This is a genomic window from Paenibacillus sp. P2(2022) (assembly GCF_029522175.1).
Taxonomy (GTDB): Bacteria; Bacillota; Bacilli; order Paenibacillales; family Paenibacillaceae; genus Paenibacillus; species Paenibacillus polymyxa.
Genome location: NZ_JAKWFI010000013.1, coordinates 50,046 through 76,260, shown reverse-complemented (window position 1 = coordinate 76,260; position 26,215 = coordinate 50,046). Strand labels below are relative to the sequence as shown.

Below are 26,215 nucleotides of genomic sequence, written 5' to 3'. Positions count from 1 at the left end.
TATTATTCTATTATATTTATATCTTTAAATGCAAGAATTGCACTTTTTTATTAAATTGAATACTAAGCATGACAAGTTAATGTGATTTAGAACAAAATTTTTGATTTTATAACCGATAAAATAAAAATGATGTATGCTTGCATGAAACTCCAAACCCCTTGCACCAAAACAAATTTTACATTACATATCATTAACACAAATGTAACAAACCGTTCCCGACACCATCCGACAAATTTCAACTTTTTCAGCGATTATCTTTAACTACCTAAATCATGGTATTTATTTACTCAAGCTGAATTAATTCAAAATTAATAACTCTTCACTTTTTAAATAGATAGTGATTTTTTTAGCTCTTTTGAACTATTTTCCAAGCGGAATTTTCTTTAAATTTTCTCTTGAAATTTCGATTTAGGTTAAATATTCTCTCATTTCAGCTATAAATTTTATTTTTTTATTAATAGAAACGTTTTGATTTTTCATTAAAAGTTTAGATTTTTAGAGAATTTATAACTTTTGGACCATTACTTTTGTAAAATGTATTGACCCGAAAACACAAAATAGCAAGTCTCCATGTGGCAGGAAGACTTGCTATTTTTTTAAGTTTTGGCGACTTGACCTTAAATAATGGAGTGAATATTGACACAGTGGAAGTACCGAACATATTTGTCGTGTGATGGATACTTTGTGCAAATCGAATCGTTTTTGTGCCAAGCTTGTAATGAAACTACCCCCAAGCCAATTTGTATTCGTGCAGCTCCCGATCCCATTCCCATGTTGTTTTATCGCTTCCTAAGCGGTTAACGCAATTTGGTCCAGAATTCCCCACAATAACATTTTTGATTGCTCACAATGATCTATCCCTTCCCTGATCAAGGAAGTGGTTTGAATAAACGGTGCATCCCGAAGCTCATGCGGCCAATTTGCAAGCATTTGCTGGATACAATCAGTGGTAGATTCCAAATGAAACTGCAAACCTAGAACATGTTCTCCATACGCAAAGGCTTGATTCTCACAAGCTTCGGAGTAAATGAGATGCTGGGCCCCATCAGGCAACGTGAACGTATCTCCATGCCAAGCGAATGAAGTGAATTTTTTGGGAATTTTAGCTAACCATGCATGGTATTCTTGCGTCCTGTGGAAGCCATGCCAGCCAATTTCCTTTTCGCGGTTTGGAAATACGGATCCTCCTAAAACCTCCGATATCATCTGAGCCCCTAAACAAATTCCTAGTACTTTTTTCTTCATTTCAATTGCAATTTTTACAAACGCCTTCTCCTCAATAAGCCATGGATGTTCTTTTTCTTGGTAAACACTCATGGGTCCGCCCAAAATCACAAGGAGATCTAATGTTTTAAGCCACTTCTTATCAATACCTTGGGCAGGATCCTGCACGATTAGTTCGTGACCTGCATGTTTGGACCACGAAGCGATTACGGATGGATCGTCAAATGAAAAGTGACGAAATACAACAATCTTCATATACACTCACCCCTCTTGTTGAATAATCATATATTATCTCACTTTTCAGTATTAACAATATGATTATCCCGAATAATGGGATGATAACAAAAAATATAACTATTCCCCATCACTTCCCTGAATAACGAAACAGGAATTGATAAGGCAGATGATGTGCAATGAATAGGTGTTTCTAAGCAAGCCAAACTACCTAACACGTCCTCGATAGCCAAGCTCGTTGGATATGAGGTTAGCATACTTTTTCACCATGTTTGAATACTTTTCGATGTTAACTTCCCCAAATCTTATCGAAGGTCCAGCAACATTCAAGGAACCGATTACGGTGTTCTCGTATGAGAAGATAGGAGCGCCGATTCCTGTGGTTCCCTCCGTTGCCTCGCTTATTGAGATAGCATATCCATTCTGTTTAATCGTCAAAAGTTCTTGTTCGACATCTTTTCGTAAAAATGCTTTTAAAGAAGTAGTCTCACTCCATTCGAAGGAATCCATGATTGTTTTTTGCAGCATCGGGTTCAGAAAAGCCAGAATAACTCGATTAGAGGCTCCTATAAACAATGGCAAACGCAGCCCGATGGGTTCTGATATTTTCAAGACTTGTGGTGAGTCGACAGAATCAATGTAAATTCCTTCAGCATTTTCTCGAACCGATAAATATACAGTCTCCTTTGTTTGTTTCGATATCTCCTCCATAAAAGGTCTTGCGATGGTACGCAACATTAAACTGTCCCACATTAAAAAACCGTACTTCATAATGGACAGACCAAGCTTGTAACGTTTCGTCTTTGTATTTTGGGCCACAAAGCCATGTTCCGCTAATGAGGTAAGCAAGCGATGCACGCTCTGCACCGGCATATTTAACGCTTTGCTTATTTCCGTCACACTCATATCTTTCTCAGTGCCTTGCGGAAGCAGCAAATCCAAAATTTGAACAGCCTTAGAAATTACACCAGACAATCTGTTTTCACTCCTCAACTCCAATTTGGACTCATTATACCAAAAAGGTTAGAGAGGATAACATTACAATTGCGATATCTTACAACTGAGTAGTTTATAAAAAAAAACGTGTCTGGGTCGCCCTTTGAAGGGGTCATCCAAACACGTTTCATTTTTACCCTGATATGATATTGATGATTCCTATCGTGTTTCCCTAAAATTGTACTTTTCAGGATACATGTTCAAACTGGCTGTTGTATAAATCGGCATAGAATCCGTTTTTACCTAGCAATTCCTCATGATTACCCGTTTCAATAATGTTACCGTCCTTCATAACCAGAATCAGATCGGCGTTCTTAATCGTTGAGAGACGGTGGGCAATCACAAAGGAGGTTTTCCCAACAGTAAGTCGGTCCATCGCTTGTTGAATCAGTAACTCCGTACGCGTATCGACCGAACTTGTGGCCTCGTCCAGAATGAGCATGGGCGCATCTTCAATCATGGCTCTTGCAATGGTAATCAATTGCTTTTGACCGGCAGAGAGATTAGCTTTGTCGTCTAGCACTGTATCATAACCCTGCGGTAAAGTTTTAAGGAAGCTATGCAGACCCACTGCTCTACATGCGGCTTCTACCTGTTCATCGGTAACATGCTCTTTGGAAAAGACGATATTCTCACGAATCGTTCCTTCAAACAGCCATGTATCCTGCAGTACCATGCAGAATAATTTATGAACATTCTCACGTGTTAATTGGCTGATCGGAGTTCCATCAATATAAATTTCCCCTCCGTTCAGCTCATAGAACCGCATGAGCAAATTCACGAGCGTCGTCTTACCGGCACCTGTAGGGCCAACAATGGCAATTTTCTGACCAGCTTCAGCTTTCATAGAGAAATCTTTGATAATCATATGGTCTTCATTATAACCGAAACGGACATGCTTAAATTCGACATCCCCTTTGGCGTTATCCAGCTTCATGGTCTTGTCGCTCTCATCCACCAATTCTTCTTCACCCAGAAATTCGAATACACGTTCACTAGCAGCTGCCGCCGATTGCAAATTGGTTGCAGCCTGCGCCAACTGTGACAAAGGCTGTGTAAACAGACGAATATACACCATAAAGGCCACGATAGTTCCGATCGTTATAACATGTTGGTTCACCAGCAAAGCGCCCACGATACAGACCGCAACATAACCGAAATTCCCGATGAACATCATAACCGGCATCATCAGGCCAGACATGAACTGGGATTTCCATGCATTTGTATACAAGCGGCCATTAATGCCATGAAACACTTCTTTGGCTGCTTTTTCTCCGTTATATACCTTGACTACGTTATGCCCAGCATAGGTTTCTTCGATATGACCGTTGATCTGGCCAAGCTCTGCTTGCTGTGCTACAAAATATTTCTGTGAATGCTTCATAATTACGGTCATCAGTGAAAAACCGATCAGCGTAGCTACAATCCCAGTAATGGTCATGATCCAGTTCGTATATAGCATCATAATCAATGCACCCACAAAGGTTGCCAGTGCGCTGACAAGCGTGCCGAGACTGTTGTTTAACGTTTGTCCAATCGTATCGACATCATTGGTCACACGGCTAAGCACATTACCATAGCTCGTAGCATCAAAATACTTCAAAGGCATATGATTGATTTTTCGGGACAGCTCTGTCCGCATCTTCTTTGTAAGACGCTGTGACACGGTTACCGTAATGAATCCTTGGAAATAATTAAAGATAAGGCCGAGACCATACAAAACTACCAATACAAGAACAATCTTCTGAACAGCATTCACATCAATCCCTGTTACGATTCCTTCCTGGATCAGGTTGGCAATATCGCTGAGCTTATCTGGACCAATCACGTTGAAGACGGAACCGGCCAGCGCCAGCACCATTGAGAGTATGATCATAGGCATATAGGCCTTGATGTAGGATAAGAGCTGGCGAATGTTCTTTTTAAAATCATTCGCTTTTTTACCAGTTCCCATCCCTTCCGTATGACCTCTACCTATGGGACCTCGCTGTTTCATTTCGATGTGCTTACTGCCGACGGTGTGTTCATTCTTGTCCATGTACGAGTTCCTCCTTCGAAAGCTGCGAATAAGCGATCTCCTGATAGGTGCTGCAATTCGCCATCAGCTCTTCGTGTGTGCCGTTCCCTACAATCTCGCCGTGGTCCAGAACGATAATCCGGTCAGCGTCCTTAATGGTGCCTATGCGCTGAGCAACAATGAGTGTCGTAGCATGGCCGGTTTCTTGTTTAAGCGCCGAGCGCAGAATCCGGTCCGTTCTGTAGTCCAATGCCGAGAAGGAATCATCGAAGACATAAATCTCCGGCTGACGGTAGATGGCACGCGCAATGGACAGACGCTGCTTTTGACCACCGGACACGTTCGCTCCACCTTGTGAAATCCGTCCTTGATACTGACCGTCCATTTTTTCGACAAACTCCGTGCCTTGGGCAATCTCCACGGCTGTTTTGACGAGTTTCTCCGAAGCTTCTGCTCTTCCGTTATCGCCATACGAAACGTTGGATGCCACTGTACCGCTGAAAAGTACGGCTCTCTGTGGGACATACCCGATTTTGTTATGGAGTGTCTGCTGCTTATAGTTTCTGACATTCACGCCATCCACGAGCACCTCTCCCTCAGTCACATCGTAGAAACGAGAAATCAGATTGATTACGCTGGTTTTACCGCTGCCTGTTGCGCCAATAAAGGCAACCGTCTCGCCTTGTTTTGCCGTAAAGCTAATGTTGCGAAGCACAGGCTCCTCCGCATCCGGATATTTAAAGCTGACATTACGGAATTCCACCTGACCCATAACGCCCTCTTCTCCAGCTGTTTCATGCCCGTCAATGATGCGGGATTCGGTATTCAATACCTCCATAATCCGTTTGGCAGAAATCGAAGCTCGAGGCATCAGGAAGAATATCATACTTACCATCATAAAGGCCATGACCACCTGCACCGCATAAGATGAGAATACGACCATATTAGAGAATAGCGAAATGCGGTCCGGCACGGCCGTTCCGTTAATCAGGTAAGCGCCAATCCAATAGATCGAGACACTCAGACCCGACATAATAAAGGTCATGCCCGGACCAACCATTGTCATTAACCGGTTCGCAAACAGGTTTGTATTCATCAATTCGGTATTGGCCTGCCCAAACTTCTCCTCCTGATACTGATCTGCATTATAAGCACGCACTACGCGAAGCCCCGTCAGATGCTCACGTGTTACCCTGTTCAGATTATCAGTGAGACGTTGGATTTTTTGGAAACTGGGGAGAGCAAAAATAACAATGACACTCAGCATCAGGATCAGGACAGCCACAGCCACTCCTGTAGAGGCGGTCCACTGCCAGTTTTTATCTGCGATCTTTGCAATGGCCCACACGGCCAGAATCGGCGCCTTGATGATCACCTGCAACCCCAGCGCAACCACCGTTTGAATTTGGGTAACATCGTTCGTGGAACGGGTGATAAGGCTGGCTGTTGAAAAGCTGTTCATCTCTTCCATCGAAAAAGATAAGGCCTTGTCAAAGACCATCGCACGCAGGCGCATGGCCAGCCCTGCCGCGACCTTTGCCGCAAAATAGCCGACAATAATAGATGCAATCATACTCCCGACAGCACATAACAGCATATAAATACCAGGAATCAGCAGTTCCGACATCGGCGTTCCTGCAGTTTGCAGCTTGGTTGTAATTTCGGCCATATAATCAGGCAACTTCAAATCCAGCCACACCTGCACAACGATGAAGGCCAAGCTGCAAAGCACGAATATCCATTCATTTTTCTTGAGATATTTGAATATCTTCAGCATTCTGTTGTTCTCCTTTATCTGAAAATCTTAGGTGTTTGGTGCAATTAACGTATCCTGCATACGTCCTCTACATAGGAATTTAGCTTTTAGAGACAATAAGCTTGATGAGTCGAATAAACTCTTTGGCATCCTGTTCGTCCAGCTTTCGAAGAATTTTCTCGCTCCATGCGACTCCTTCGTTATACCTGTCAATCATAAATTGCTTGCCTGAATCCGTAATGAATACAATCACCTTACGTTTGTCGTTGGCATCCGTACGGCGTACAACCAACCCTTTCTTCTCCAAACTTTTCAGCGCCGTTGCTATCCGTCCCGTACTGACGGACAAGTATTCGCTCAAATGGCCCGAAGTAACCCCGTCCTGATGACTCAAAGCAATGAGAATTCCCATTTCACCACGAGAGAAATGCACTCGTTCCTCTAATGCCGGTTTGCGCGATTTGACGATACACTCGAATAGTTCGGTTGCCGATGCTTTATAGTCCATTGGCCGTACCACCTTTGTATTATCTTATACTGTAAGATAATAATGACATCTGGATATAAAGTCAATTCGGGGAAATATGGAATGGTTGAAGTTTCATGACCATTCACGACCTAGAAGTTGAATGAATCGAATAGAATGAATGTGGGGATTTTTAAAGACTCTATTGAAATGGCGGAGCAATCCAGCAGTGAACTGCCCAACATACTGTTTCTGAAGGAATGCGAAGAGGAATTTTCATTGCAATGCAACTGAAACAAGGAGACTGCGACAAGGAGTTTGACGCTTTACTCAGCTATTCACGGAAAAAATCCAAGGAAATATGCTATCCGAATATTGCTGGGGGTTGAACCGATGAGTTAGATTTGTTGATATGGACGTTTTAGCTCATTGGAGACAAGGAATATGATGACATTCTGCCTCCTCATCGTCAATCTAAATCGCGACAAATAAAAAAAGCCGCGATTTTCGCAGCAATCATTTTCCTATTTATTATCAACTGTTCCTCATGGTGAGAAATCTTTGGACAAGAATACTGGCTTCATCAATGGTTTGTTTTACAGTAGAAGCAGCAGGTTGGTCGTTAGCTAACCGAAGACCCTGTCCCGCCCAAAGTGACATATACTCGGGGCTGTTCGCTTTTGCAGCCGCCTGACGAATGTCCCGGGTCATCGCGTTTTGAATAGGGTAAGCAGGAATTGTTCTCTTTCAATTATAGAAAAACTGGCGCCGAACGGAATATCGACACCAGTTTTTGACCGTACATCTTTTCCAATATTGTGGCTTGACTAAGAAATGTTGAATGAGATTCAACTGAATGAATAAACAAATGTTAGAATGATGCTTTTAGGCAAATTATTGATCAGTGCTATTCAATAGATTCAAGCTTCCATTGTTGATTATAATTGGATGTATACCGCCATTGCTGAATAGGAACTCCCTCTGCAGTGGATAGACCTGTGACATCAGCTGGCTTATTGGAAATGACAGGAGTGATGCGATAGTAACCATCTCCTGTAGAGATAAAAGCAAATTTTTGTTGATCTTGGTCAGTACTAGCAGCCAGTTGGAACTTAGCGCCATGATCAAGAGAGCCATTTGTTACCTCGAGTGAACGTCCACTCTGCACATTCTTGATACTGTATTGACCTCCACCTAGATGCGTAACACTCCATTGCTGATTTGCTTCACCTGTATAGGTTGATTTAATTACACTTGTACCTTCTATCGTATTCTCAGTTTCCATAGCCTTGCCGTCCAAACGCACAAGCAAGCGATAAATACCATTAGGAACATTTCCAGCAGGAAGGCTTGCCTGATCTCCGCTACCGGCTGGCCGGGTGTAAAGAAGAGTCCCGAAACCAAGTTGGTCAAACGTTGATGGATACTTCAAATTTGGACCACCTTCGGTACCCTCCAGAGCCATTCGGGCAGCAATATTGGGTGCAGACAGACCTTTCCGATTGACATAATGGTTGTAGATCATCGCCCAGATGGGACGCATTTCGCTACGTTTGTCAGGCGATATTCCAGATTGAATATTTACCGCACCGTTTCTTCCTGATCCCCATTCATATGTTGCAAAGGGCACATCCTCGCCATTGTTGTATTTGGCAACATATTCAGCAGCACGTAGGAAGCGATTGTCCGCCCATCCATAAAGATCATCTCCCTGATTCCATGCCATTTCAGCAATTGTTGCCATTAAACCAACGCCTAATTGAGTATGCGCTTGGTCCCTTCCAGACTCTTGCCATTGGGCAAGACCATCAGGATGAAGGAATGGGATCGCATTATAAATGGACCCATTTCCTGCACCATTTTTAAAATATTCAACACCGATATCATAAATATCCTGGCGGTCACAGAATATTCCGATGGCAATGGTGGCAGCCATATTACTTAGATCCCAGTTCGCCCAGTAATTCTGTATATATGAATCATTATGACTATTGCCGTATTCATTGCCAATAAGGAATCTCTCGTTCAATGGTTTGTAAAATACAGTAAGAAGCATGTTCTGCATTTGTTCCACATTAAACCCCGGATAATCTCTCATAAGTTCTGCTGCATTAGCCAACTCATACCCATAAATTCCCGCCGCTAAGTAGCGATCAGCATTGCCGGAGATCGTTTTAAGATTAGAAGACCAGGCATTCAAAATATCACGAGCTGTATCTCCATTTGCAGTGTCCCCTGTAATTTTCCAACGAAGTGCATTCTGATAAGCACGAGCTATATCATTATACAACAGAGCTACATTTTGCCCACTTCCTCCTCGGATAATAGTAGAAGTAGCGCGTGGTTTCCATCCAGCCTGTGAAAGTGGGCTGGACAGCAATTGATTCCAACCATCCAAATAGGGTTGTCTGCCTTCATGAATCATCTGCTTCATTCGGTCAAAATCTGCTTTCGTATGTAATAGACCAGGATGAGCAAATCCAGTGGACGCTGCAGCTTTCGGCAATGTTTTCTCAGTGAATCCAAATGCACTTATTACTAGGCAAAAAATAATTGATACTAATAGTGTTCTTTTCAACAATTTACATTCTCCTTATATTAGTGTATTTAAAATAAATCCTCTGCTATTTTTTCTCGATCCTCCTTTATGTAATTCTCCTTTGAGTTGGTATATATACCTGTTTTTTCTGCGCTATTATGTTTATCGGTACTTCGATGTTTGATAATAGTAATATCTTAAAAAATAGTTCTTTTGAACTGTTAGCTGAAAGATTTGAAAGACAAAAGGTTGTTAACACAAAAAAGCCGCCAATTAGGCGACTTCTTAAATGGTACATGCTCATCAATTTTCTTCATTTTTATTTCCAGTTTCATTGTGGTTATTTCGAAGACTAGGGTTGAGGGCAACTTTGTGCAGACGGTAACCAATTGTACTGGTTGTTCATAACCCTCACAAGGATAGAGACTATCAGATGTTTAATGAATGAAAAAAACGATTTAGATGCTCGGCAAACAATTTAGGATAAGGTATTAGTTCTAACATCTCTACGAATGATCCTGGCCACCCATGAGTCAGCAACAGTGGTCGCTCGGATGTCCCTTCACCTCGAACGTGCACAAAGTGTATGTCGAAGCCGTTCACCTGTTCAATAAACTGTGGGAAACGGTTTAGCCATGCTTCCTGTTCACGCCAAGAGATTGGCGGGGAGCTTTTCACTTACGAGAGAAGGCATCTGAAGCTCAGCCCATTAGGGAGAGAATTAATACCTCTAGCAGAAGATCTACTGGCTACTCATGACCAGATTAGAAATATACGAAGCAACCAGGAGGTTAAAGGCGTTGTAAGGGTGGCTGCACCAGAGTCTTTAACGATGATTTCTAGATTAAGTCCGATTATTAGGGAGTTCTCTTTAAAATATCCTCATGTCAAATTCATCCTTACCAACGGTACATGTGAACAAAACCAGGTTGACTTAATTAGTGGACGTGTAGATGTGGCTTTGATGGTCTACCCGGAAATACATCCGGAAAAATGCATTCATTATTCTTTGGTCAAGGAGAACATTGTCCTGGTGTGCAACAATGACGGTCCAGACCATTTTGATGAATACAAGCGAGAGAACACCAACCATTGTTTTATTACGAATGAAGAAGGCATTTTAGATAAAGACCAAGAACGCTCAATACCTGACTACGGGTATGTATTGGTGGAGATAATAGCATTAGCTTCCCTATTTCAGAACTGTAGTAATTTCAGTTCCACACCAAGGAGACTTAAGAACCATGAAAATTGTAATTTTATATTTCATCTTGGCTTTGTTAGCATTGTCGATGACCATCTTAATCGATTTACTATCAGGAATGAGCCTATTTGAAGCATTTCACTCTATCCGGGCGGCCTTCGCCAACACAGCCATACCAGAGGTAATTGTCATGGTGTTTTTTCTATTTCTTCCTTTTGTTAATGTCATTACAGCAGCTGTACGGAAAAGGAGTCTGCGGAAATAACTAAGCTCAACGCTTATCGCTTATCGCAATAGCCCTAATCTTTTACGTACCCGGTGGACAACGAACAACAGAATGGGAATGGCCGTGAATAGAACAGACAGGATATAGCGCAAAAAGAATGCTCCCTCTTCCAAATGCCTTGGATAATTCTCCGCACTGATCAGCGAACCAAACAGAACAACAACACCAACAGGAATGGCCAGTCTTCGGGTATCTTGTACTTTGAATAAGTCCGCAGTCACAGCTATGACGGCGTAACAATAGAGGGTCATTTTAAAGAATACTCCTATAATTAAAGTTAAAATAACAAGAGCATCCAACCGTTGGATAAAATTTGCCAGGTTAACCAGTGTTATCGTTGTGTACATGGGAAAGGTACTTCTCTCATATATATTTTTTCCAAGTACTGAAATTTCGATAGCATGTGTAGAACAAAGCAGGATGCCGCTTAAAACGATAGCCGCAATCCCTGTTTTTCGGGACTGACAAGATTTTTGCAGATGAGGGAAAATTGTAGTCATGCAGATCAGCTCGCCAAAAGGGAAAGTTAAAATATTGGGAAAAGCCGACCTAAGAGCCTGCTTCCAATCCACAGCATGCAGCGGAAACAGATTTTTAAAATCAACCAGCCCCGCAGCAATCACGACAAAAAAACATATGAAACCCATGAAAAAAATAACTATCAGATAAATTTCTGAAGTTCTAAAAAACACTTCAATCCCCTTATTCAGAATATATATGACAGCAGTGACCATAATGGCATTGATTATGAATACCGGCGTTTGGTCATAGGAAGCAGCGATCAGCAGGTCACCGGATTCGCGCAAGATTCTGGACCCATTAAACACTAAAACAGGAATGTACAGAAAACTCAATGGCCACCCAATAGTTTTACCCAGGATTTTTTGGGTATATCCGCTGATGATCAGATTAGGATATTGACAGTACAAATCATGAAATATCAGATACAAAAGCACTCCCCCAGGCAAAGCTAGAAGGATCGATAACCATATAGTATGTCCAGTTTCAAGCCCGATGGGAATCACAATGGCCGTTCCTAATTCAAATAAAATAATCATGGCAAACAATTGATTTGTACCAATAACTTCTTTTTTCATCACTTCTGCTCCGCTTCCTTTTAGTTAAATTGATCCTTATTCATGTACGGCTTTAACCTCATTCCTGTCCCTCGGATATAAGCCTCTACACGAATGTCCAGCTTGCCTTGGGCAAACAAGGAGTCCCACTGCTCTTTTACTGCTTCCCACTCCTTCGGACGGAGACGTTTCAGTTCATTGCCAAAACCAAAAATGTCACTTTTTAACCGCTGAGCTGCTTGTATGGACTGGATTACTTCTTCTTTCGTATGCTTGGCCAATTGCTCTTCCAACTTCATGATCTCATCCGCACTACTGAAGTCTACAAATCCCCGTGTTTCGTTCACTTTTCCTTCCTCTTGAATGTGAACATGAAAAACGGGTATCCCCTCCTGAAGCTCCACGTTTATATCCGTTTTGGAATAATTTATATGGACTGCGACCGATGCTTCCATATTTTCTGTATCAATGTTGACTATGGTTTGATCTATCTTGTTCTGAACCCATAATGTACCCTTGGCCTCGGAGCCTTCCAGCCACGCTGTTAGTTTCCCTTTTTTGAACACTCCAAGCCCATTTATTGAGAGAATAGCCTTCACTTCCGTCTGTTCCAAACTTGCTTTCTTCTTGCCTTCTTCCCTGTCTCCGATAATTCGGATGCCACTAATAGCCACTTCTCCTTCCCCAGTGATTTCATTAATTAATTCAAAAATATTGATATTCTTGTTTTCTCCCCATATTTTCGCCGTGTTTTTAGCTTTCTTGACCATGCCTATCGCAGGCAGACTCTCTATAGGTAGCAGGATTTTCAGAACAGCATTAGCATCAACACCTCTTGAAACCAGAACAGTAGAGTTCAACCTAAGCTCGTGAGACCTTTCAAACACATCAAAAATCTCATTTATTCCACTTCTAGCGAACGCTTCCCCGATAACAACAAGCTGCGTGTGAGCAAAAAACAACTGTCTTGCTGTCTTTTTTGATGTTTTGCGAAATGCGCCAAATAAAGTCCTGTCCGTCGTAGAATAGACCGTAGTGGTAGATTGTCCTGTATTTGCGCCCGTACTTGTGGCCGTCGACGAAGGATTCACAATTTGAAAAGTGACCTCATATTCCTCTTTATCTGGGGCTTTATCGATTCCAATGCCGGTTACGATCGCCAGTTCATTTAGTTCCCGTCTGTTCCAGCAACTTGTCAGCAGCATAATTATAAGGATACAAAGTATGATTCGCAGCAGCCCTTTATCCTTCATTCGGCTTGCCCCCCTCTTTACCTAATACGTTTATTGTGCTTTTTCTGACTGATTAAGCGCGGTCGGGTCTTCATGAATTGGAAGGGTAATCGGAAGAAGGCATCATGCTGATTCTGGGCTATAAACGGACCCATAGGAGACATATACGGAACCCCCAAGGAGCTTAGACTACACATATGCGCAATCATTATAAAGCTAAACACGCACACGCCGTAGAGCCCCATAAATGCCGCTATGAACATAATGACGAATCGAAGAATTCGCACCGAAAGAGCCATGTTGAACGCCGGGGTGGCAAGACTGGAAATACCCGTGAGAGAGACAGCGATGACTATGGCTGGAGTAACAATGCCTGCCTGCACCGCTGCCTGCCCAATTACCAACCCTCCGATAATCGATACTGTCTGTCCAATTGGGCTTGGCATTCGAACGCCAGCTTCACGGATAATCTCAAACGTCACTTCAAGCAGGAGTATCTCAATAAAAGTAGGGAAGGGTACATTTTCTCTCTGGGAGGCCAGATTAATCAACAGCGGGGTCGGGATCATTTCCTGATGAAAGTTCAGAGCTGCCACAAACAGACCGGGGCCTAACAAAGAAATCGCCAGACACATAAATCTCAATAACCGGATCAAGGATGAGATGTCATATCGCTGGTAGTAATCTTCAACTGCATGAAAAAACATAAAAAAGGTAGTAGGCGCAATTAGCACGAAGGGCGTTCCATCAACAAAAATGGCAATTCGCCCCTCCAGCAGATTACCTGCTACACTGTCCGGACGCTCGGTATTATAGAGTGTTGGAAAAGGTGAATATTTGTTTTCTTCAATTAGCTGCTCTATGTACCCTGATTCCAGAATTGAATCGATACGGATACCCTGTAACTTTTGCTTTAGGTTCTGTATCGTCGATTCTTTTGCGATGCCGTTTATGTACATGATAGCCACATCTGTTTGTGTAACAGCACCGATTTTCATCGTTTCAATCCATAGATTGACGTTTTTTATCCTCCGGCGGACCAGGGAGAGATTTGTCCCAATGGATTCCGTAAAACTTTCTTTGGAACCGCGGATGGCTACCTGGGTAGAAGCCTCTGTGACCGCTCTGACCTCGCCCCCGCTGGTGTTCCCGCTAATAGCTTTGGCCATTCCATCCACTAGAATTATCGTATTTCCAGATAAAAGGGCTTCAAAAAGCTCCTTCCAGTCATTAAGTACTTTTTCTTCACCGATACTCAAGGCTTTGTCTTTCATAAATTGATAAATTCCGCTTACCGATTTGACTTCCGGACCTCCCCAGTTGGGAGTGTCAAAGGCCATAATGTGCGTAATAAACTCATCGACGATGTTTTTATCATTTAAACCGTTGAGATATACAGCAGCCACCTCTATATGTGAAGTTACCAGCTCAAATTTACGAATAATAATATCAGGGCTGTTTCCAAGCCGGGACCTGATTTCCTTCAAGTTGTTTGCTAAATTCATGGAGATCAAGGGGTCTTCATTACTGGGCATCATCTACACCTCCTGCCCATACTATTTGCTGTCCAAACCTGTTTTATGCAGTATATGGGAATTTTATTATCGGTAATCAGGCCGCTGCTAGATTTTTACTCCTGTATGCCAAAAAGATTACAGTATGTTCACCTTTAATACTCTGAAATATACTGAAAGAAAAAGAGAGTAGCTGAGAACAAAAATCAAAACTTGTATCGTTACCGTACTTCCTCATCCTCAACATTACAAAAATTGACATTTCGGATGAAAATAAGTAGTATAATTAGAAAGATTTATATAAAAAAAGGAACCCTTTTCTCATTCCCCTCTATTCAAATTCCTATTTCTATCTATCCTATTTTAAGGAGTGAAAATGCTATGCGCGCACGAATGGTAAAAGCGAATACAAGGAATGTAATCGGTAGCTATTGCAAATGGATCGCGGCTGGGATGATTGTAACTCTCACGGGATGCTCGCTTGCATCCGCCGCTCCTTCACCCTCACTCTCATCCTCAAGTAAAACTAGTGAATCTACCTCCTCCCTGGTTACATTTCAATTGCAAGAGGCTACGATTGCTCAGATGCAGGACGCGATGAAGTCAGGAGCACTGTCGAGTGTCGAGCTCACAGCCATGTACCTCAACCGGGTATACGCCTATGATTCTAGTGGCATTCGGCTGAATTCAATCCCTGTTCTAAATCCCAATGTGCTAAAAGAAGCTGCTCAGGCTGATCAGCTAAGGGCACAGGGGATTAATACCGGGCCTCTGCAAGGCATCCCCTACACAGTTAAAGACAGTTACAAGGTTAAAGGACTCACTGTTGCTTCTGGATCTCCGGCTTTTAAAAACCTGATGGCAAAAGATGATGCCTTTACTGTAGAGAAGATACGCAAATCCGGTGGAGTGCTAATTGGTAAAACCAACATGCCACCAATGGCAGCAGGAGGAATGCAAAGAGGCGTTTATGGCCGTGCTGAAAGTCCGTACAATCCAAATTATTTGGCTGCAGCCTGGTACTCTGGCTCCTCTAACGGATCTGGCGTGTCAACAGCCGCCAACCTTGCTGCCTTTGGTATGGGGGAAGAAACAGTATCTTCTGGAAGATCACCAGCATCTAACAATGGTTTAATTGCCTACACGCCATCGCGGGGCTTAATCTCCATTCGAGGGAATTGGCCGCTTTTTCCTATACGGGATGTCGTGGTCCCACATACAAGAACTGTCGAGGACATGCTCCGCTTGCTTGACGTGATTGTTGTAGAGGATAAAATCACAAAAGGTGATTTCTGGCGAGAACAGAAAGCCGTTCGCCTCCCTTCTGTCAACAGTGTTCGTCCCAATTCCTATCTAGAGCTGCGAGATACTCAAGCTTTGAAAGGCAAACGAATCGGTGTTCCGAAAATCTATATCGGTAAGGACCATGAAACCACAACTCCGATTAAATTCAGACCTTCAATACAAGCATTATGGGAAAAAGCTGTAAAGGATTTAACTGCTCTTGGAGCTGAAGTAGTGGAAGTTGACTTCCCCTTGCAAGTGAACAGCGAGAAGGACCGACCAACAGCGAAAACACCTGAAGAACGTGGTTTGATGCCGGCAAAATGGAGTGAAAAGGAATTCGGGCTGCTTAATCCTTATGCAGCTGAGGAATTCCTTAAAAGTGTGGGTGATCCGAATTTCCCGTCATGGGCTAATATCGACCCTGCAACTGTCTTCCCGAATCCGCCCGGTTCGGTAGATGCCAAACGTGGCAGAGACCTTGGTCACTATGACGTATTCATTGAAACCATAAAGAAAGGCGTCACCCCTTTCGAACAAATTCCTCAGTTTCATGAAGGGTTGCGGGGGCTGGAAAATGTACGAAAGATAGATTTTGAAAATTGGATGAAGCAAAACAACCTTGATTTTATTGCTTTCCCGGCCAATTCGAATATTGGCAAGGCTGATTCTGATGTGAATGAAACGTCTTATGAGGAGGCTTGGGAGAATGGCAACTATTTCTCCAATACGAATTTCCTTCTACGCGAGTACGGGATCCCAAGTGTGTCTGTGAGTATGGGCGCAATGAAGGATACGGGTATGCCCGTCAATCTGACGATGGCAGGTGCCGCATATAGCGATAATGACCTGCTTCGATACGCTTATTCCTATGAGCAGGCAACCAAAAACCGTCCTATTGCAACACGCACGCCAGCGCTTGAGGATGAAACCTTTTCCTATAACCCGCAAACTGCTCTTCCACCCTCTAAACGCAAGGAAACAGGAGCCCCTGCACTTAAGTTGAATGCTTCGGTCAAAGACGATGTTCTCGCTTTGGAAGGTTCAGTCACAGATCAAAGCGAAATCGCGCAGCTCAAAGTTTATGTCAATGGCATGCGTGTCGCTATTACAGAAGATAAAGCTAATTGGTCAGCAGCGCTCCCAACTACTAAATTCAAGCAGGGTGGCGCCTCCCAAGCCGATACACTGCATATTCTCGTGCTGGCGAAGGATATTTACGGAAATACCGCAGCTCAAATCAAGTCTGTCACTTTACCCCAATGACGAAGGACATCATGGTCTTAGCAACGGGATCATTGAGCTGGGCAGGCTGGAGGTTGGTTAGATGAAGCTGTAACTTCCAGCTCTTTGAATTAAATATTTAAATTAGCAAGCTCCCTCGCTGCTTTCGCAGTATAGGGAGTTTTTCTTCAAATCCCATCATTATTCAGCTTACCTGCTTCAGTCCAACCGCTGAACTTAGTACTATCGCAATGAATAAAATTCTCGTGGTATTACGCGGTTCACCATAAAGGATCATATCCAGTATGGCCCCGACCAAAGCTCCAATACCAGTTTTTGATAACGCTGTAAATGTAGTGCGGAACTAAAGCAGTAATGAAAAAAAGCCTGAGATCATACTGCATACAGCAGTTTTTCTCCCAGGCTCTTATCCCTCCGTGACACAGTACAACGACTGTGAGTTTTCTCTTGGACCAGCCGATATGACATCGCGGAACCCTAGAAAATCTTTTTAAATTCAATTATAGTATTAATGTTTTGGTCATTATGAAATCAATCTGTTCTTCATCCCCCATATAAAAAGAGTGTGCACCCGTTTGAACAAACCCCATTTTCTCATAAAAAGCAATGGCATTTTCATTTTTTTCCCATACACCGAGCCAAACCTTCTTTTTATGATGTCCCAGTGCAATTTCGATAGCTTTATTTAACAGATGCTTACCCAGCCCATGTTTTTGAAATTTGTTTTTAATATAAATCCTCTCCACTTCGAGTGACTCATCACCCATTTTTTCGGATTGGGCATCATTTATATTGATCTTCAAATATCCGGCAAGTTCTTCATTGAAATAGATGAAAAAGATTTCTGAAGAGACATTAGCCAATTCCTTATCCAGCTGTTTCAAGTTAAATGCTCTTTCCAGATAGGCTTGCATATTTTCAGGTGAATTTTGATCTTTAAAAGTATCGTTGAAGGTTTCAATGCTTATTTCTTGGAGTATTTGTACATCTTCACGGCTGCATTTGATCATTTTCACATTCATTATAACTATATCGCTCCTTCATATAAATCAATTAATAATTTCTTTTGTTCCCTTTTTTCACGAATTCCCATTCATCACTTATATTTTTTCTTACTCTTTGAAGAAGAGTAAAAATAGTGTTTACTTCACTTTCCGAAAATCCCGCTAATGCAACTTGATCCGAATAATCATGTTCTCTTTTTATGAAAGGATAAACACTGTTTCCTTTTTCTGTTGGAAAGAGTTTATTAATTTTTTTGTTATGCTGATCCTCTTTCTTTTCAATAAAACCATTAATTACAAGTTTTTGGATAGCGCGAGATGCTGTTGTTCGATCTACTTTTATCATCTCAGCTAACTTTTCTTGAATAATTCCTGGGTTTTCACATATTCGTACAAGGTATAAATACTGTCCTTTTGTAAGGTCATATTCTTTGAATTCAATATTACTGATAGAATCTAATGCCCTTGCTATCATTCCAATTTCACGAAGTACTTCCTTCATAATGAACTCCTTTGCCCCTATTTTGTTGCAAATGCAATAAACATAGTATATATTTAATCTACCCTAATTTTGTTGCATTTGCAACTTGAAATTATAATAAAGAGGTCGAGTAAAGTGAAATATGTTTTTTTTGTAATAGGAATTTTTATATTATCCCTTGGTATTTCTTTCACTATACAATCAGACCTTGGGACATCACCTTTTGATGCACTATTGGTAGGACTATCCACAAATGTGGGGCTTACTGTAGGAAGTTGGGAAATCATAATGGCTTTAATCTTGATCTGTTGTAATTCACTTTTAAAAAGACAAAGACCAGAAGTTTTGGGGTTGTTAACAGCATTTATAACGGGGATTGGTATTGATATGTGGCTTTTTTTATTGCAGGATTTAATAACACCTGAACTATGGTACAGCAAAGTTGTTTGTTTTGGAACTGGTTTAGTTATTGTGGGATTAGGAACTGCAACCTATTTACAGACAAACTTTGCACCCATTCCAGTTGACCGATTAACCATAATCATACAAGAATTAACTGGAAAAAATCTTTTTTTTTCGAGAACATTCATTTACCTTATCTTCTTGATCATAGCATTCATTTTAAATGGACCCATTGGCATTGGAACTTTGTTAACTGTTTGTTTAGGGGGGGTAATACTCAATTATTTCATGCCCCTCACTGGAAAAGTATTAGACCGCATATTAACACACTCTGGTACATCACCAAATCATGATAAAGATAAAAAGCATTCAATGTAGAATGCTTTTTATCTTTATCATTCAACTGACCTGATCTGAAGGCATAATATCATTACAAATATCATTACAAATATCATTACATTAATTTCAATACAGAATCTTTGTTTTCAGTTTTAAGTTTCTCTAAAAGAATTGGTACAGTTATTTGTCTCTTAATTGGTACTTTAATTGTGTCTAATTCATTTTTATAATGTGTTTGTATTTTGAAGGTCAATTCATAAAGGAGTGTAACTTTATGTTCCACGGATTATCTGCTTTTCCACTCACCCCGGTGAATGAGACAGGCATTGACGAAAAAGCATTTGTAGCACTGATTCAACGATTAGTTGCAGCTGGTGTAGACTCAATTGGGGCATTGGGTTCAACTGGAAATTATGCATATCTTAATCGAGAAGAACGTTTCCGGGTTCTTCAACTTGCTGTCCACTCAGCAGACGGGATTCCCGTGATGACAAGTATAAGTGCGATTCGTACCTTAGAAGTACTTCGATTAGCGGAAGATGCACAAAAAGCAGGAGCAAGTGCAGTGCTGCTAGCCCCTATCTCCTATCAAGCACTAACGAATGAAGAAGTATTTTCACTCTATGAACAGGTAACCCGTTCACTCTCCATTCCACTTTGTGTCTATGATAATCCAGGTACCTCCCATTTTCATTTCAGTGACGAATTGCACGGCCGAATTGCTGAGTTACCTCATGTTGGTTCTATTAAGATTCCCGGAGTACCTACTGATCCCGAAGCAGCCAAGACACGCATCAAAAAACTACGAGAGTCGATTCCTCCCCATGTAACTATAGGAGTAAGTGGAGATTCATTTGCAGTCACCGGCTTGAATGCAGGTTGTGAAGCATGGTACTCCGTTCTCGCTGGTTTGTTTCCAAAGGCATGTCTAAAAATAACCCGATTGGCCCAGGACGGTTTTGCTGACGAAGCAGAACGACTCTCGACACTACTTGAACCTATTTGGACGTTATTTCATCAGTATGGTAGCCTTCGTGTTGTTTCAGCAGCAGCAGAAATAAGTGGCTTAATCTCAAGTCCCAGTCTTCCTTTGCCCTTACAACCATTGAATCAATCAGCTAGAGAACACTTGAAACTTATACTAAAGAATCTTCAGGAATGAATTGTTTCTTTTACTATTTATCAAAAAAAGAGCGGAATCTCAACATGTATCTAGATTCCGCTCTTTCAGCATGGAGACGCTGCTTTAGCTTAGGACTGTTTTCTTATCGAATCCGTCCAGAGAGCATCCACAGGCGGTAATTCGCTCCCTTGTGTCATATATATCCGGTCGACTCTGAGTTGTGACTTTCGAGCTAAGATCGAAAACAGGTGAACACCACTGGGCAATTCCAAATCCGACAGTAAACACCAATAGTACACTTGAGCGGTGTTATACGTATGCAGTGTGCCCTTGCCCAGTTGTTCGGATAACGGTCTTACTACGCCGTCCAGCGATAAGTAGCATGAATCGGATTGGTCATTATGATGTCGAACCAAAATCCAAATATGGTAAATACCTTCATTTTTGATATTTATTTTGTAATGCATGGCTGGAGCAATCTCCGGGTTCTCCCACTGTCTTCCAGGCTCAGAAACATGCATGGCGAAACCTGTCCTTCCATTGGTTTCTGCCTGTAAGTGGCTCCAATGAATAGCAGTACCGTCTTTACTGGACGTGAGATATGCATTTTCAGAGTTTTCCAACGCATATTCGGCTTCGATCGCAACGATGCCGTTCGATTCGATAAACATACCCGCACCAAATTCTTTTATAACATCCTTTGTACCATCAGCATCACAAATGTTTGCATAGCGTTTATCCCCTAACGTGGTCTGCGGAACATCAAAACATTTCAAGAAGATTTCATCGATGGTGGCGTAAAAATCTCTTGTGGCATAAAGGACGACGGGAAGAGGTACTTCATGCTCTCCCGTTTCGTAAAATTGATTACATAATTGTTCGACTTCATTCCAATTCACAGTAGAACTTTCCAGTCCATGATCGGTAACCAGCCTATGATGATGCTCACTGGAAATCGGTCCCAAATTGCACGTTTTTTGCTCTTTCGTATATATCACGAACTTGTTGATAGTGACATAAGGATCTACCATATAAATTTTTAAGACATGTATACCGGAAGCCAGGTAGGGCAGCTCCACTCTCATTTTCTCACCGTTATTAAAGACGGCTTCCTGCCAAGCCCCCAACCACTCGTCACGAGTCTCTGATTCTACCAGGATGGGTGCTGTATCATCGACTCCAATACCGAAACGAATATTGCCTGTCGAATTTAAAGTAAGAAAACGATGAATCTCTAAGGTAAACTGTCCAGCCTCTTTCAACAAAATATTGTATCCTAAATATGGATGATTCTTAAGCTCTCCTGCAAGCGGTCGTAGTTCACCGCTCCAGGCCATCATCGCGGCTCCCTCATACCTTGCCATCCCCGGTATGGCCACCCAACCGGACTTATTGGTCGAATCTACACCGGGAACATTATGGTCGTAGGAGGCTGCTGGGATAGACACATACCCGTCTGCCTCTATATGTCCGTAAAACGTTTCAGGAACATTTACACCTTCCTCAACTTGCACCTTTATTGGAACAGATGTCATATCTTTATGGTTTCGGACGGTCAGTTGCGCAGTCTTTCCCGCATGCTTATACGGATCGATGACCGAGACAAGAATTCTTTTCTCCGTTTGGATCGATCCTTCACTTTCGGAAAGAATGATCCAATCTGCGTCTTCCATTACCTCAATCGTGAATGGAATGGTTCCGTTCCCCTGGTTTCCAATCTCGAACCATTTTTGTTTCTGACCATGGATGGAAAAGCGCAGCGTTGGTTCTTCATTCCAAAGATCGATTCTCATGCCACCTTGAGCAATTTTCAATGCGGGCTTTCGCGCAGGATACAAGGCGGTAGGCGGTGGTGGAAAACTTTCCGGTGTCAGGATTCCGTTCCACTTGCCTTCACTCATTTTTGCGTTATAGAAATGAAGCATTCTTCGTTTGTAGTCCGCCATTTTTACCGAAAGCTCCACATATAGGTCAGCAGCCTGCATGTTTCCGCGCTCATAAGAAAGCGTGCTTCTGTCGGCAAAATAAAACTCATGGTTGGTATAATACGATGCGTGAATTTTCATGAGAAACATCTGGAAAAATGCAGCCCGCTCCTGCACTGGAAGGCTGTACATTATGGCATTACCCCGACGAAAAACATCCTCCAACCGCATTAATCTACGCCCTGCTTCATCACCTAATACAGTTTGTGAAAACACATTGGATTGCATATGTTCGATCTTTCGTACGTTAGTGACCTGTGCAAATGTTTCGTATATTTCCGCAGCTTCAGATCCGTGGTTGCCGGAAAAATTGGCGTTTATCCAAGATTCGACGAATTTGGATGCATTCTTGGTCATTCCTTCTTCTTTGCCGGCTTCCCAGCCAGATCGCAAAAAGAATTCCATATCCTGTTCAAGGGGCTTCAACCCGCCAACATTCAGAATCCACAATTTCCGGATTCCCGATTCATACGATTTTTTCAATTCATTCCCTGTATGGGCCAATGGAATTGAATTGATAAAAAGATAACTCATCGCCGTTCCTGGAGCTGCCCAGTAAGAATTGTGATAATACAAACCGTTGCCTCCACTGCGTTGACGCTCCTTCTCATTCGGATATCGGCGCATATGCCCAAAGTTGTCGTTTGCCCAAATGAGGGTCACACCTTCAGGTAGATCAAGACCTCGGTCATATAGCTCTAACACTTCTTTGTACGGGATAAATGTCCGTAATGAAGCATTTTCTTTCGACTCGCCGATCACGTCCTTGAGAATTTGCTTTTGATCCTGTATGACCTTTCCTAAGAGAGAACTCTTGGCTTTTGCCCGTTCTTCCTTAGACATGGAATTATCCTCATCAATGGACTGCGTATGAAATCCGGAATCATGGATTCCACGCATACCAACTGTATAACACACCTCGTAATTTTTATTCTTCTCGACACTTTCCCGCCAATATTCCTGTAGAATTTCGCGATTTCGACCTTCGATGGAATAATCGTATGAGATGTCGTCATAACCCTTGGCTGCGAGCCATGGCTCCCATTCATTCTGGTTGCTGCGAAGCAACATATCGCAATGCGACGTGCCTACTACAATCCCCATTCTTTCCGCGAGTGCTCCATTTTCGGGATTCTCATTAAAATAATTCACATGCATGGCAGGCCAAATGAAATTGGCTTTCAGACGAAGTAAAAGTTCAAAAATAGATTGATACGCGTCAGGTCCGATTGTGCCATCTTGAGTATGAATCTTGGTCCAGTCATCAAGCTCTTCCTCATCATTCAGGAAAATTCCCCGGTACTGAACCGCTGACCAATCTGCTTTGGAGAAGTCCAAAGGCAAACAAAATACATCGCAGGTTTTCACCGGTACATCCGCCCAGTAATACCACGGAGACACACCCATCGCCTCGCACAAGTCATAGATTCCGAAGATGGTACCGCGCCTGTCGGTTCCTATGATATATAACACACCGTCAATGACTTCCTGAAGAAATGCTTCCCACCGGTACGAGCCATCCTCCAACACTAGTTTTTTCAGCGATACCCCTTTATCTTGCAGATAAGCGAGTAACGGCTCATTGTCTGTGATCGTGCCGATCACGATGCTGCTTTGGTCCATTTCTTTTGCTCGCACTAGCTTACAACCGCAAACCCAATCAATATCTCGCATAAGATTGCAAAAAGCAAGATGCACTGCGCTGTTTTCCATTTCGGAAACAAAAACAGGCACCGTGTGATTTCTTTTCAACAGTTCAAATTCATTCTGGGTCCCTTGGTGTGATTTCAAGTGTCTAACCTCCTCATGTGCTCCATTCGGAAGAAAATCTGGTAGCTAAACTATACCTGAATACCAAGCAATAATCTTTTAATATGTTGCCGAATTATCGATTTGTTATATTATATTGCTATAGGATGGAGGTTGAGCAATGGTTGCTGATGTAAGTCATACGCACCCCCTATTTTCAATCGAGTATGTCGTCCATGATGCAGGCCACAACATGACCAATTTTCATTATCACGATGCATATGAACTTTATTTTCTAGAAAAAGGGTATCATCAGATTTTGATCCAGGACTCCATCTATGACATTAAGCTGCATGATGTTGCACTGTTCAAACCAAATCTGTTCCATAAAAGCTACCAAAATCAAGGCTGTGCCAGAACATGTGTCTATTTTACGGAGCGTTTCTTGCGATTATATTTTACGGAACGGGCAATAAAATCTTTATTAGGCTGCTTTGATACAGAAATTATCTCTTTGAAAGAAGAAGTATTTGCGAAAGTGAAAAGGCTATTAAAGTCCCTGGAGAAAGAAAACGTCTCGGGTGAGAATGATCGTATTTTTATACATTTAGCTGAACTATTATCTCTATTAAATAATAAGAAGAAGAATGCCCAAATAGTGGAGCAGCCGTCTTCCAAGAACGCTAACTTTGGACCTATTCTGTCGTACATCAACCAAAACTATAACAAAATCACCAAAATCGAAGATATTGCAAAGTCGTTTTACATGTCCAAATATTATTTGTGTCATCGTTTTAAAGAAGCCACGGGACTTACGGTTATTCAATATTTAAATAACATTAAGATTCAACATGCTTGCAACTTGCTGATCAATACAAAGTTAACGATACTCGAGATTGGTAACGAATGTGGCTTCAACTCGTCCATGTATTTTTGTAAGGTCTTTAAACAAACGGTATTTATGACACCTAGGGAATTTAGAAAGAAAGCTAGATAAGATCATCTGTTATAGTTTTAGGATAAAATTCATGACAGCTTGTGGAACGCGTATAAGCGTAATGCGGGCTTATCTTCCAACGAAAAGAGGAATGTAAATTGACTAGTCTTCCCCTGCATCCGGCTTTGTCTGGAAAAACAGTTGTGGTAACCGGCGGCTCCGGCGTGTTGTGCAGCTCCATGGCCAAGGAACTTGCCCGCCAGGGTACCAAGGTCGCTATTTTGAACCGTACTGCTGATAAGGGCGAATTGATAGCCAAGGAAATTTGTGAGAGTGGTGGAGAATCCATCGCTGTTGCCTGCGATGTGACCGATGTTGAAAGCGTGAAGCAGGCTGAGGAGACGGTCCGTCGTCTGCTCGGTCCGTGCAATATTCTGATCAATGGAGCAGGCGGCAACCACCCCAGTGCGAATACGAGTTTGGAGACATTTCATCCTGAAGATCTGAACCAGTCTGGAATCACTACCTTTTTCGATCTCAGTGTACCTGGCTTCCGCAATGTGCTTGATTTAAATTTTATCGGGACTTTAATCCCAACACAGGTTTTTTCCAAAGGCATGATCGGACGACCTGGCGCTGTGGTCCTTAACATATCCTCCATGAGCGCTCCCAGCCCAATGACCAAGGTTCCCGCTTACAGCGCTGCCAAAGCCGCCATCAACAACTTCACCCAGTGGCTGGCCGTACATCTAGCCGAATCTGGCATTCGGGTGAATGCCATTGCCCCCGGATTTTTCCTGACAGAGCAGAACCGACAATTGCTCACCAACGAGGACGGCTCGCTTACCGAGCGTTCGGCCAAGATTATTGCCCACACCCCTATGCGCCGTTTCGGTGAGCCTGAAGACCTCCTCGGAACGCTGCTTTGGCTGGCAGATGAAACCGCTTCCGGTTTTGTGACCGGTGCAGTCATTCCTATAGATGGTGGTTTTATGGCCTATTCGGGGGTATAGAATCTTCACTTTCCATCCCTTGCCCTTCTATTTACAATTACGAAGTGGCAAGGGGCTTAGTGTGTCAACAACGCTCTACTATAGTTTCAACTGAATCCGTTTACATAAA

At 42.4% G+C, this 26,215-nt stretch carries 20 protein-coding genes, 1 pseudogene and 1 riboswitch; of the genes and pseudogenes, 7 read left to right on the top strand and 14 right to left on the bottom strand.

The genetic code is table 11. From position 1 onward, the window contains the following. Nucleotides 1-789 precede the first annotated feature (789 nt). From MMB75_RS24090 to MMB75_RS26295, 7 genes are all read right to left on the bottom strand, one after another. Nucleotides 790-1,479: a type 1 glutamine amidotransferase gene (locus MMB75_RS24090; protein WP_045245286.1), complete on the bottom strand. Its 690-nt coding sequence runs from the start codon at nt 1,477-1,479 to the stop codon at nt 790-792. Between the two features lie 186 nt (nt 1,480-1,665). Further along, nucleotides 1,666-2,433 (bottom strand): IclR family transcriptional regulator, encoded by a 768-nt coding sequence (locus tag MMB75_RS24085; protein WP_045245285.1) that lies wholly within the window; start codon nt 2,431-2,433, stop codon nt 1,666-1,668. Between the two features lie 208 nt (nt 2,434-2,641). Beyond that, nucleotides 2,642-4,492 (bottom strand): ABC transporter ATP-binding protein, encoded by a 1,851-nt coding sequence (locus MMB75_RS24080; protein WP_017426912.1) that lies wholly within the window; start codon nt 4,490-4,492, stop codon nt 2,642-2,644. Then, nucleotides 4,479-6,248: an ABC transporter ATP-binding protein gene (locus MMB75_RS24075; RefSeq protein ID WP_103042426.1), complete on the bottom strand. Its 1,770-nt coding sequence runs from the start codon at nt 6,246-6,248 to the stop codon at nt 4,479-4,481. The genes MMB75_RS24080 and MMB75_RS24075 overlap by 14 nt, the downstream gene beginning before the upstream one ends. 79 nt (nt 6,249-6,327) lie before the next feature. Next, nucleotides 6,328-6,735, bottom strand: a complete 408-nt coding sequence (locus MMB75_RS24070) for a MarR family winged helix-turn-helix transcriptional regulator (RefSeq protein ID WP_045245283.1) — start codon at nt 6,733-6,735, stop codon at nt 6,328-6,330. An 865-nt stretch (nt 6,736-7,600) separates the two neighbouring features. Continuing rightward, nucleotides 7,601-9,274, bottom strand: a complete 1,674-nt coding sequence (locus MMB75_RS24065; RefSeq protein ID WP_277376395.1) for an RICIN domain-containing protein — start codon at nt 9,272-9,274, stop codon at nt 7,601-7,603. Nucleotides 9,275-9,661: 387 nt separating this feature from the next. After that, a complete protein-coding gene (locus MMB75_RS26295; protein WP_354005623.1) occupies nt 9,662-9,835 on the bottom strand; it encodes an epoxide hydrolase N-terminal domain-containing protein in 174 nt (57 codons plus the stop codon). Between MMB75_RS26295 and MMB75_RS24060 the strand changes: the two genes are divergently transcribed. Beyond that, the gene (locus MMB75_RS24060; RefSeq protein ID WP_277376394.1) at nt 9,819-10,568 is read left to right on the top strand and encodes a LysR family transcriptional regulator; all 750 of its coding nucleotides are present in this window, start codon (nt 9,819-9,821) and stop codon (nt 10,566-10,568) included. The genes MMB75_RS26295 and MMB75_RS24060 overlap by 17 nt on opposite strands. Further along, a complete protein-coding gene (locus tag MMB75_RS26290) occupies nt 10,477-10,701 on the top strand; it encodes a YczF family membrane protein (RefSeq protein ID WP_016818801.1) in 225 nt (74 codons plus the stop codon). Before MMB75_RS24060 ends, MMB75_RS26290 begins: the two co-directional genes overlap by 92 nt. Before the next feature lie 20 nt (nt 10,702-10,721). Here MMB75_RS26290 and MMB75_RS24055 read toward each other — a convergent pair whose 3' ends face one another. The 3 genes from MMB75_RS24055 to MMB75_RS24045 are packed head-to-tail and all read right to left on the bottom strand — an operon-like array spanning nt 10,722 to nt 14,568. Next, nucleotides 10,722-11,819, bottom strand: coding sequence for a GerAB/ArcD/ProY family transporter (locus tag MMB75_RS24055; RefSeq protein ID WP_031463540.1), 1,098 nt, complete (start codon nt 11,817-11,819; stop codon nt 10,722-10,724). 20 nt (nt 11,820-11,839) lie between these two features. Further along, a complete protein-coding gene (locus MMB75_RS24050) occupies nt 11,840-13,051 on the bottom strand; it encodes a Ger(x)C family spore germination protein (protein WP_017426908.1) in 1,212 nt (403 codons plus the stop codon). A 17-nt stretch (nt 13,052-13,068) separates the two neighbouring features. Continuing rightward, nucleotides 13,069-14,568: a spore germination protein gene (locus MMB75_RS24045; protein ID WP_257127057.1), complete on the bottom strand. Its 1,500-nt coding sequence runs from the start codon at nt 14,566-14,568 to the stop codon at nt 13,069-13,071. A 357-nt stretch (nt 14,569-14,925) separates the two neighbouring features. Between MMB75_RS24045 and MMB75_RS24040 the strand changes: the two genes are divergently transcribed. Continuing rightward, complete coding sequence (locus MMB75_RS24040) at nt 14,926-17,094, top strand: amidase (protein WP_277511205.1); 2,169 nt, start codon at nt 14,926-14,928, stop codon at nt 17,092-17,094. Nucleotides 17,095-17,257: 163 nt separating this feature from the next. On the opposite strand, the pseudogene MMB75_RS24035 reads toward MMB75_RS24040, so the two are convergent. From MMB75_RS24035 to MMB75_RS24025, 3 genes and pseudogenes are all read right to left on the bottom strand, one after another. After that, nucleotides 17,258-17,386, bottom strand: a pseudogene (locus MMB75_RS24035) (DMT family transporter); the annotation flags it as partial. Nucleotides 17,387-17,466: 80 nt separating this feature from the next. Next, a riboswitch (guanidine-I (ykkC/yxkD leader) is annotated at nt 17,467-17,565 on the bottom strand. 8 nt (nt 17,566-17,573) lie between these two features. Beyond that, nucleotides 17,574-18,095 carry a spermidine/spermine N(1)-acetyltransferase gene (gene paiA / locus MMB75_RS24030; RefSeq protein WP_019687264.1) on the bottom strand — a complete coding sequence of 174 codons (522 nt, stop codon included), beginning with the start codon at nt 18,093-18,095 and terminating at the stop codon, nt 17,574-17,576. A gap of 31 nt (nt 18,096-18,126) precedes the next feature. Continuing rightward, nucleotides 18,127-18,579, bottom strand: coding sequence for a MarR family winged helix-turn-helix transcriptional regulator (locus MMB75_RS24025; protein ID WP_017426905.1), 453 nt, complete (start codon nt 18,577-18,579; stop codon nt 18,127-18,129). A 114-nt stretch (nt 18,580-18,693) separates the two neighbouring features. On the opposite strand from MMB75_RS24025, the gene MMB75_RS24020 reads away from it, so the two are divergent. Then, nucleotides 18,694-19,338: a YczE/YyaS/YitT family protein gene (locus tag MMB75_RS24020; RefSeq protein ID WP_257127056.1), complete on the top strand. Its 645-nt coding sequence runs from the start codon at nt 18,694-18,696 to the stop codon at nt 19,336-19,338. Between the two features lie 235 nt (nt 19,339-19,573). Beyond that, on the top strand, nt 19,574-20,461 hold the full coding sequence (locus MMB75_RS24015; RefSeq protein ID WP_016818793.1) for a dihydrodipicolinate synthase family protein: 888 nt from the start codon (nt 19,574-19,576) through the stop codon (nt 20,459-20,461). A gap of 89 nt (nt 20,462-20,550) precedes the next feature. Here MMB75_RS24015 and MMB75_RS24010 read toward each other — a convergent pair whose 3' ends face one another. Then, nucleotides 20,551-24,198 (bottom strand): glycosyl hydrolase 115 family protein, encoded by a 3,648-nt coding sequence (locus MMB75_RS24010; RefSeq protein WP_103042419.1) that lies wholly within the window; start codon nt 24,196-24,198, stop codon nt 20,551-20,553. Nucleotides 24,199-24,337: 139 nt separating this feature from the next. On the opposite strand from MMB75_RS24010, the gene MMB75_RS24005 reads away from it, so the two are divergent. Together MMB75_RS24005 and MMB75_RS24000 are read left to right on the top strand one after the other, a co-directional pair. Then, complete coding sequence (locus MMB75_RS24005; protein WP_103042418.1) at nt 24,338-25,153, top strand: helix-turn-helix domain-containing protein; 816 nt, start codon at nt 24,338-24,340, stop codon at nt 25,151-25,153. A gap of 98 nt (nt 25,154-25,251) precedes the next feature. Continuing rightward, nucleotides 25,252-26,106 (top strand): SDR family oxidoreductase, encoded by an 855-nt coding sequence (locus tag MMB75_RS24000; RefSeq protein WP_044787898.1) that lies wholly within the window; start codon nt 25,252-25,254, stop codon nt 26,104-26,106. The last annotated feature ends 109 nt before the right edge of the window (nt 26,107-26,215 follow it).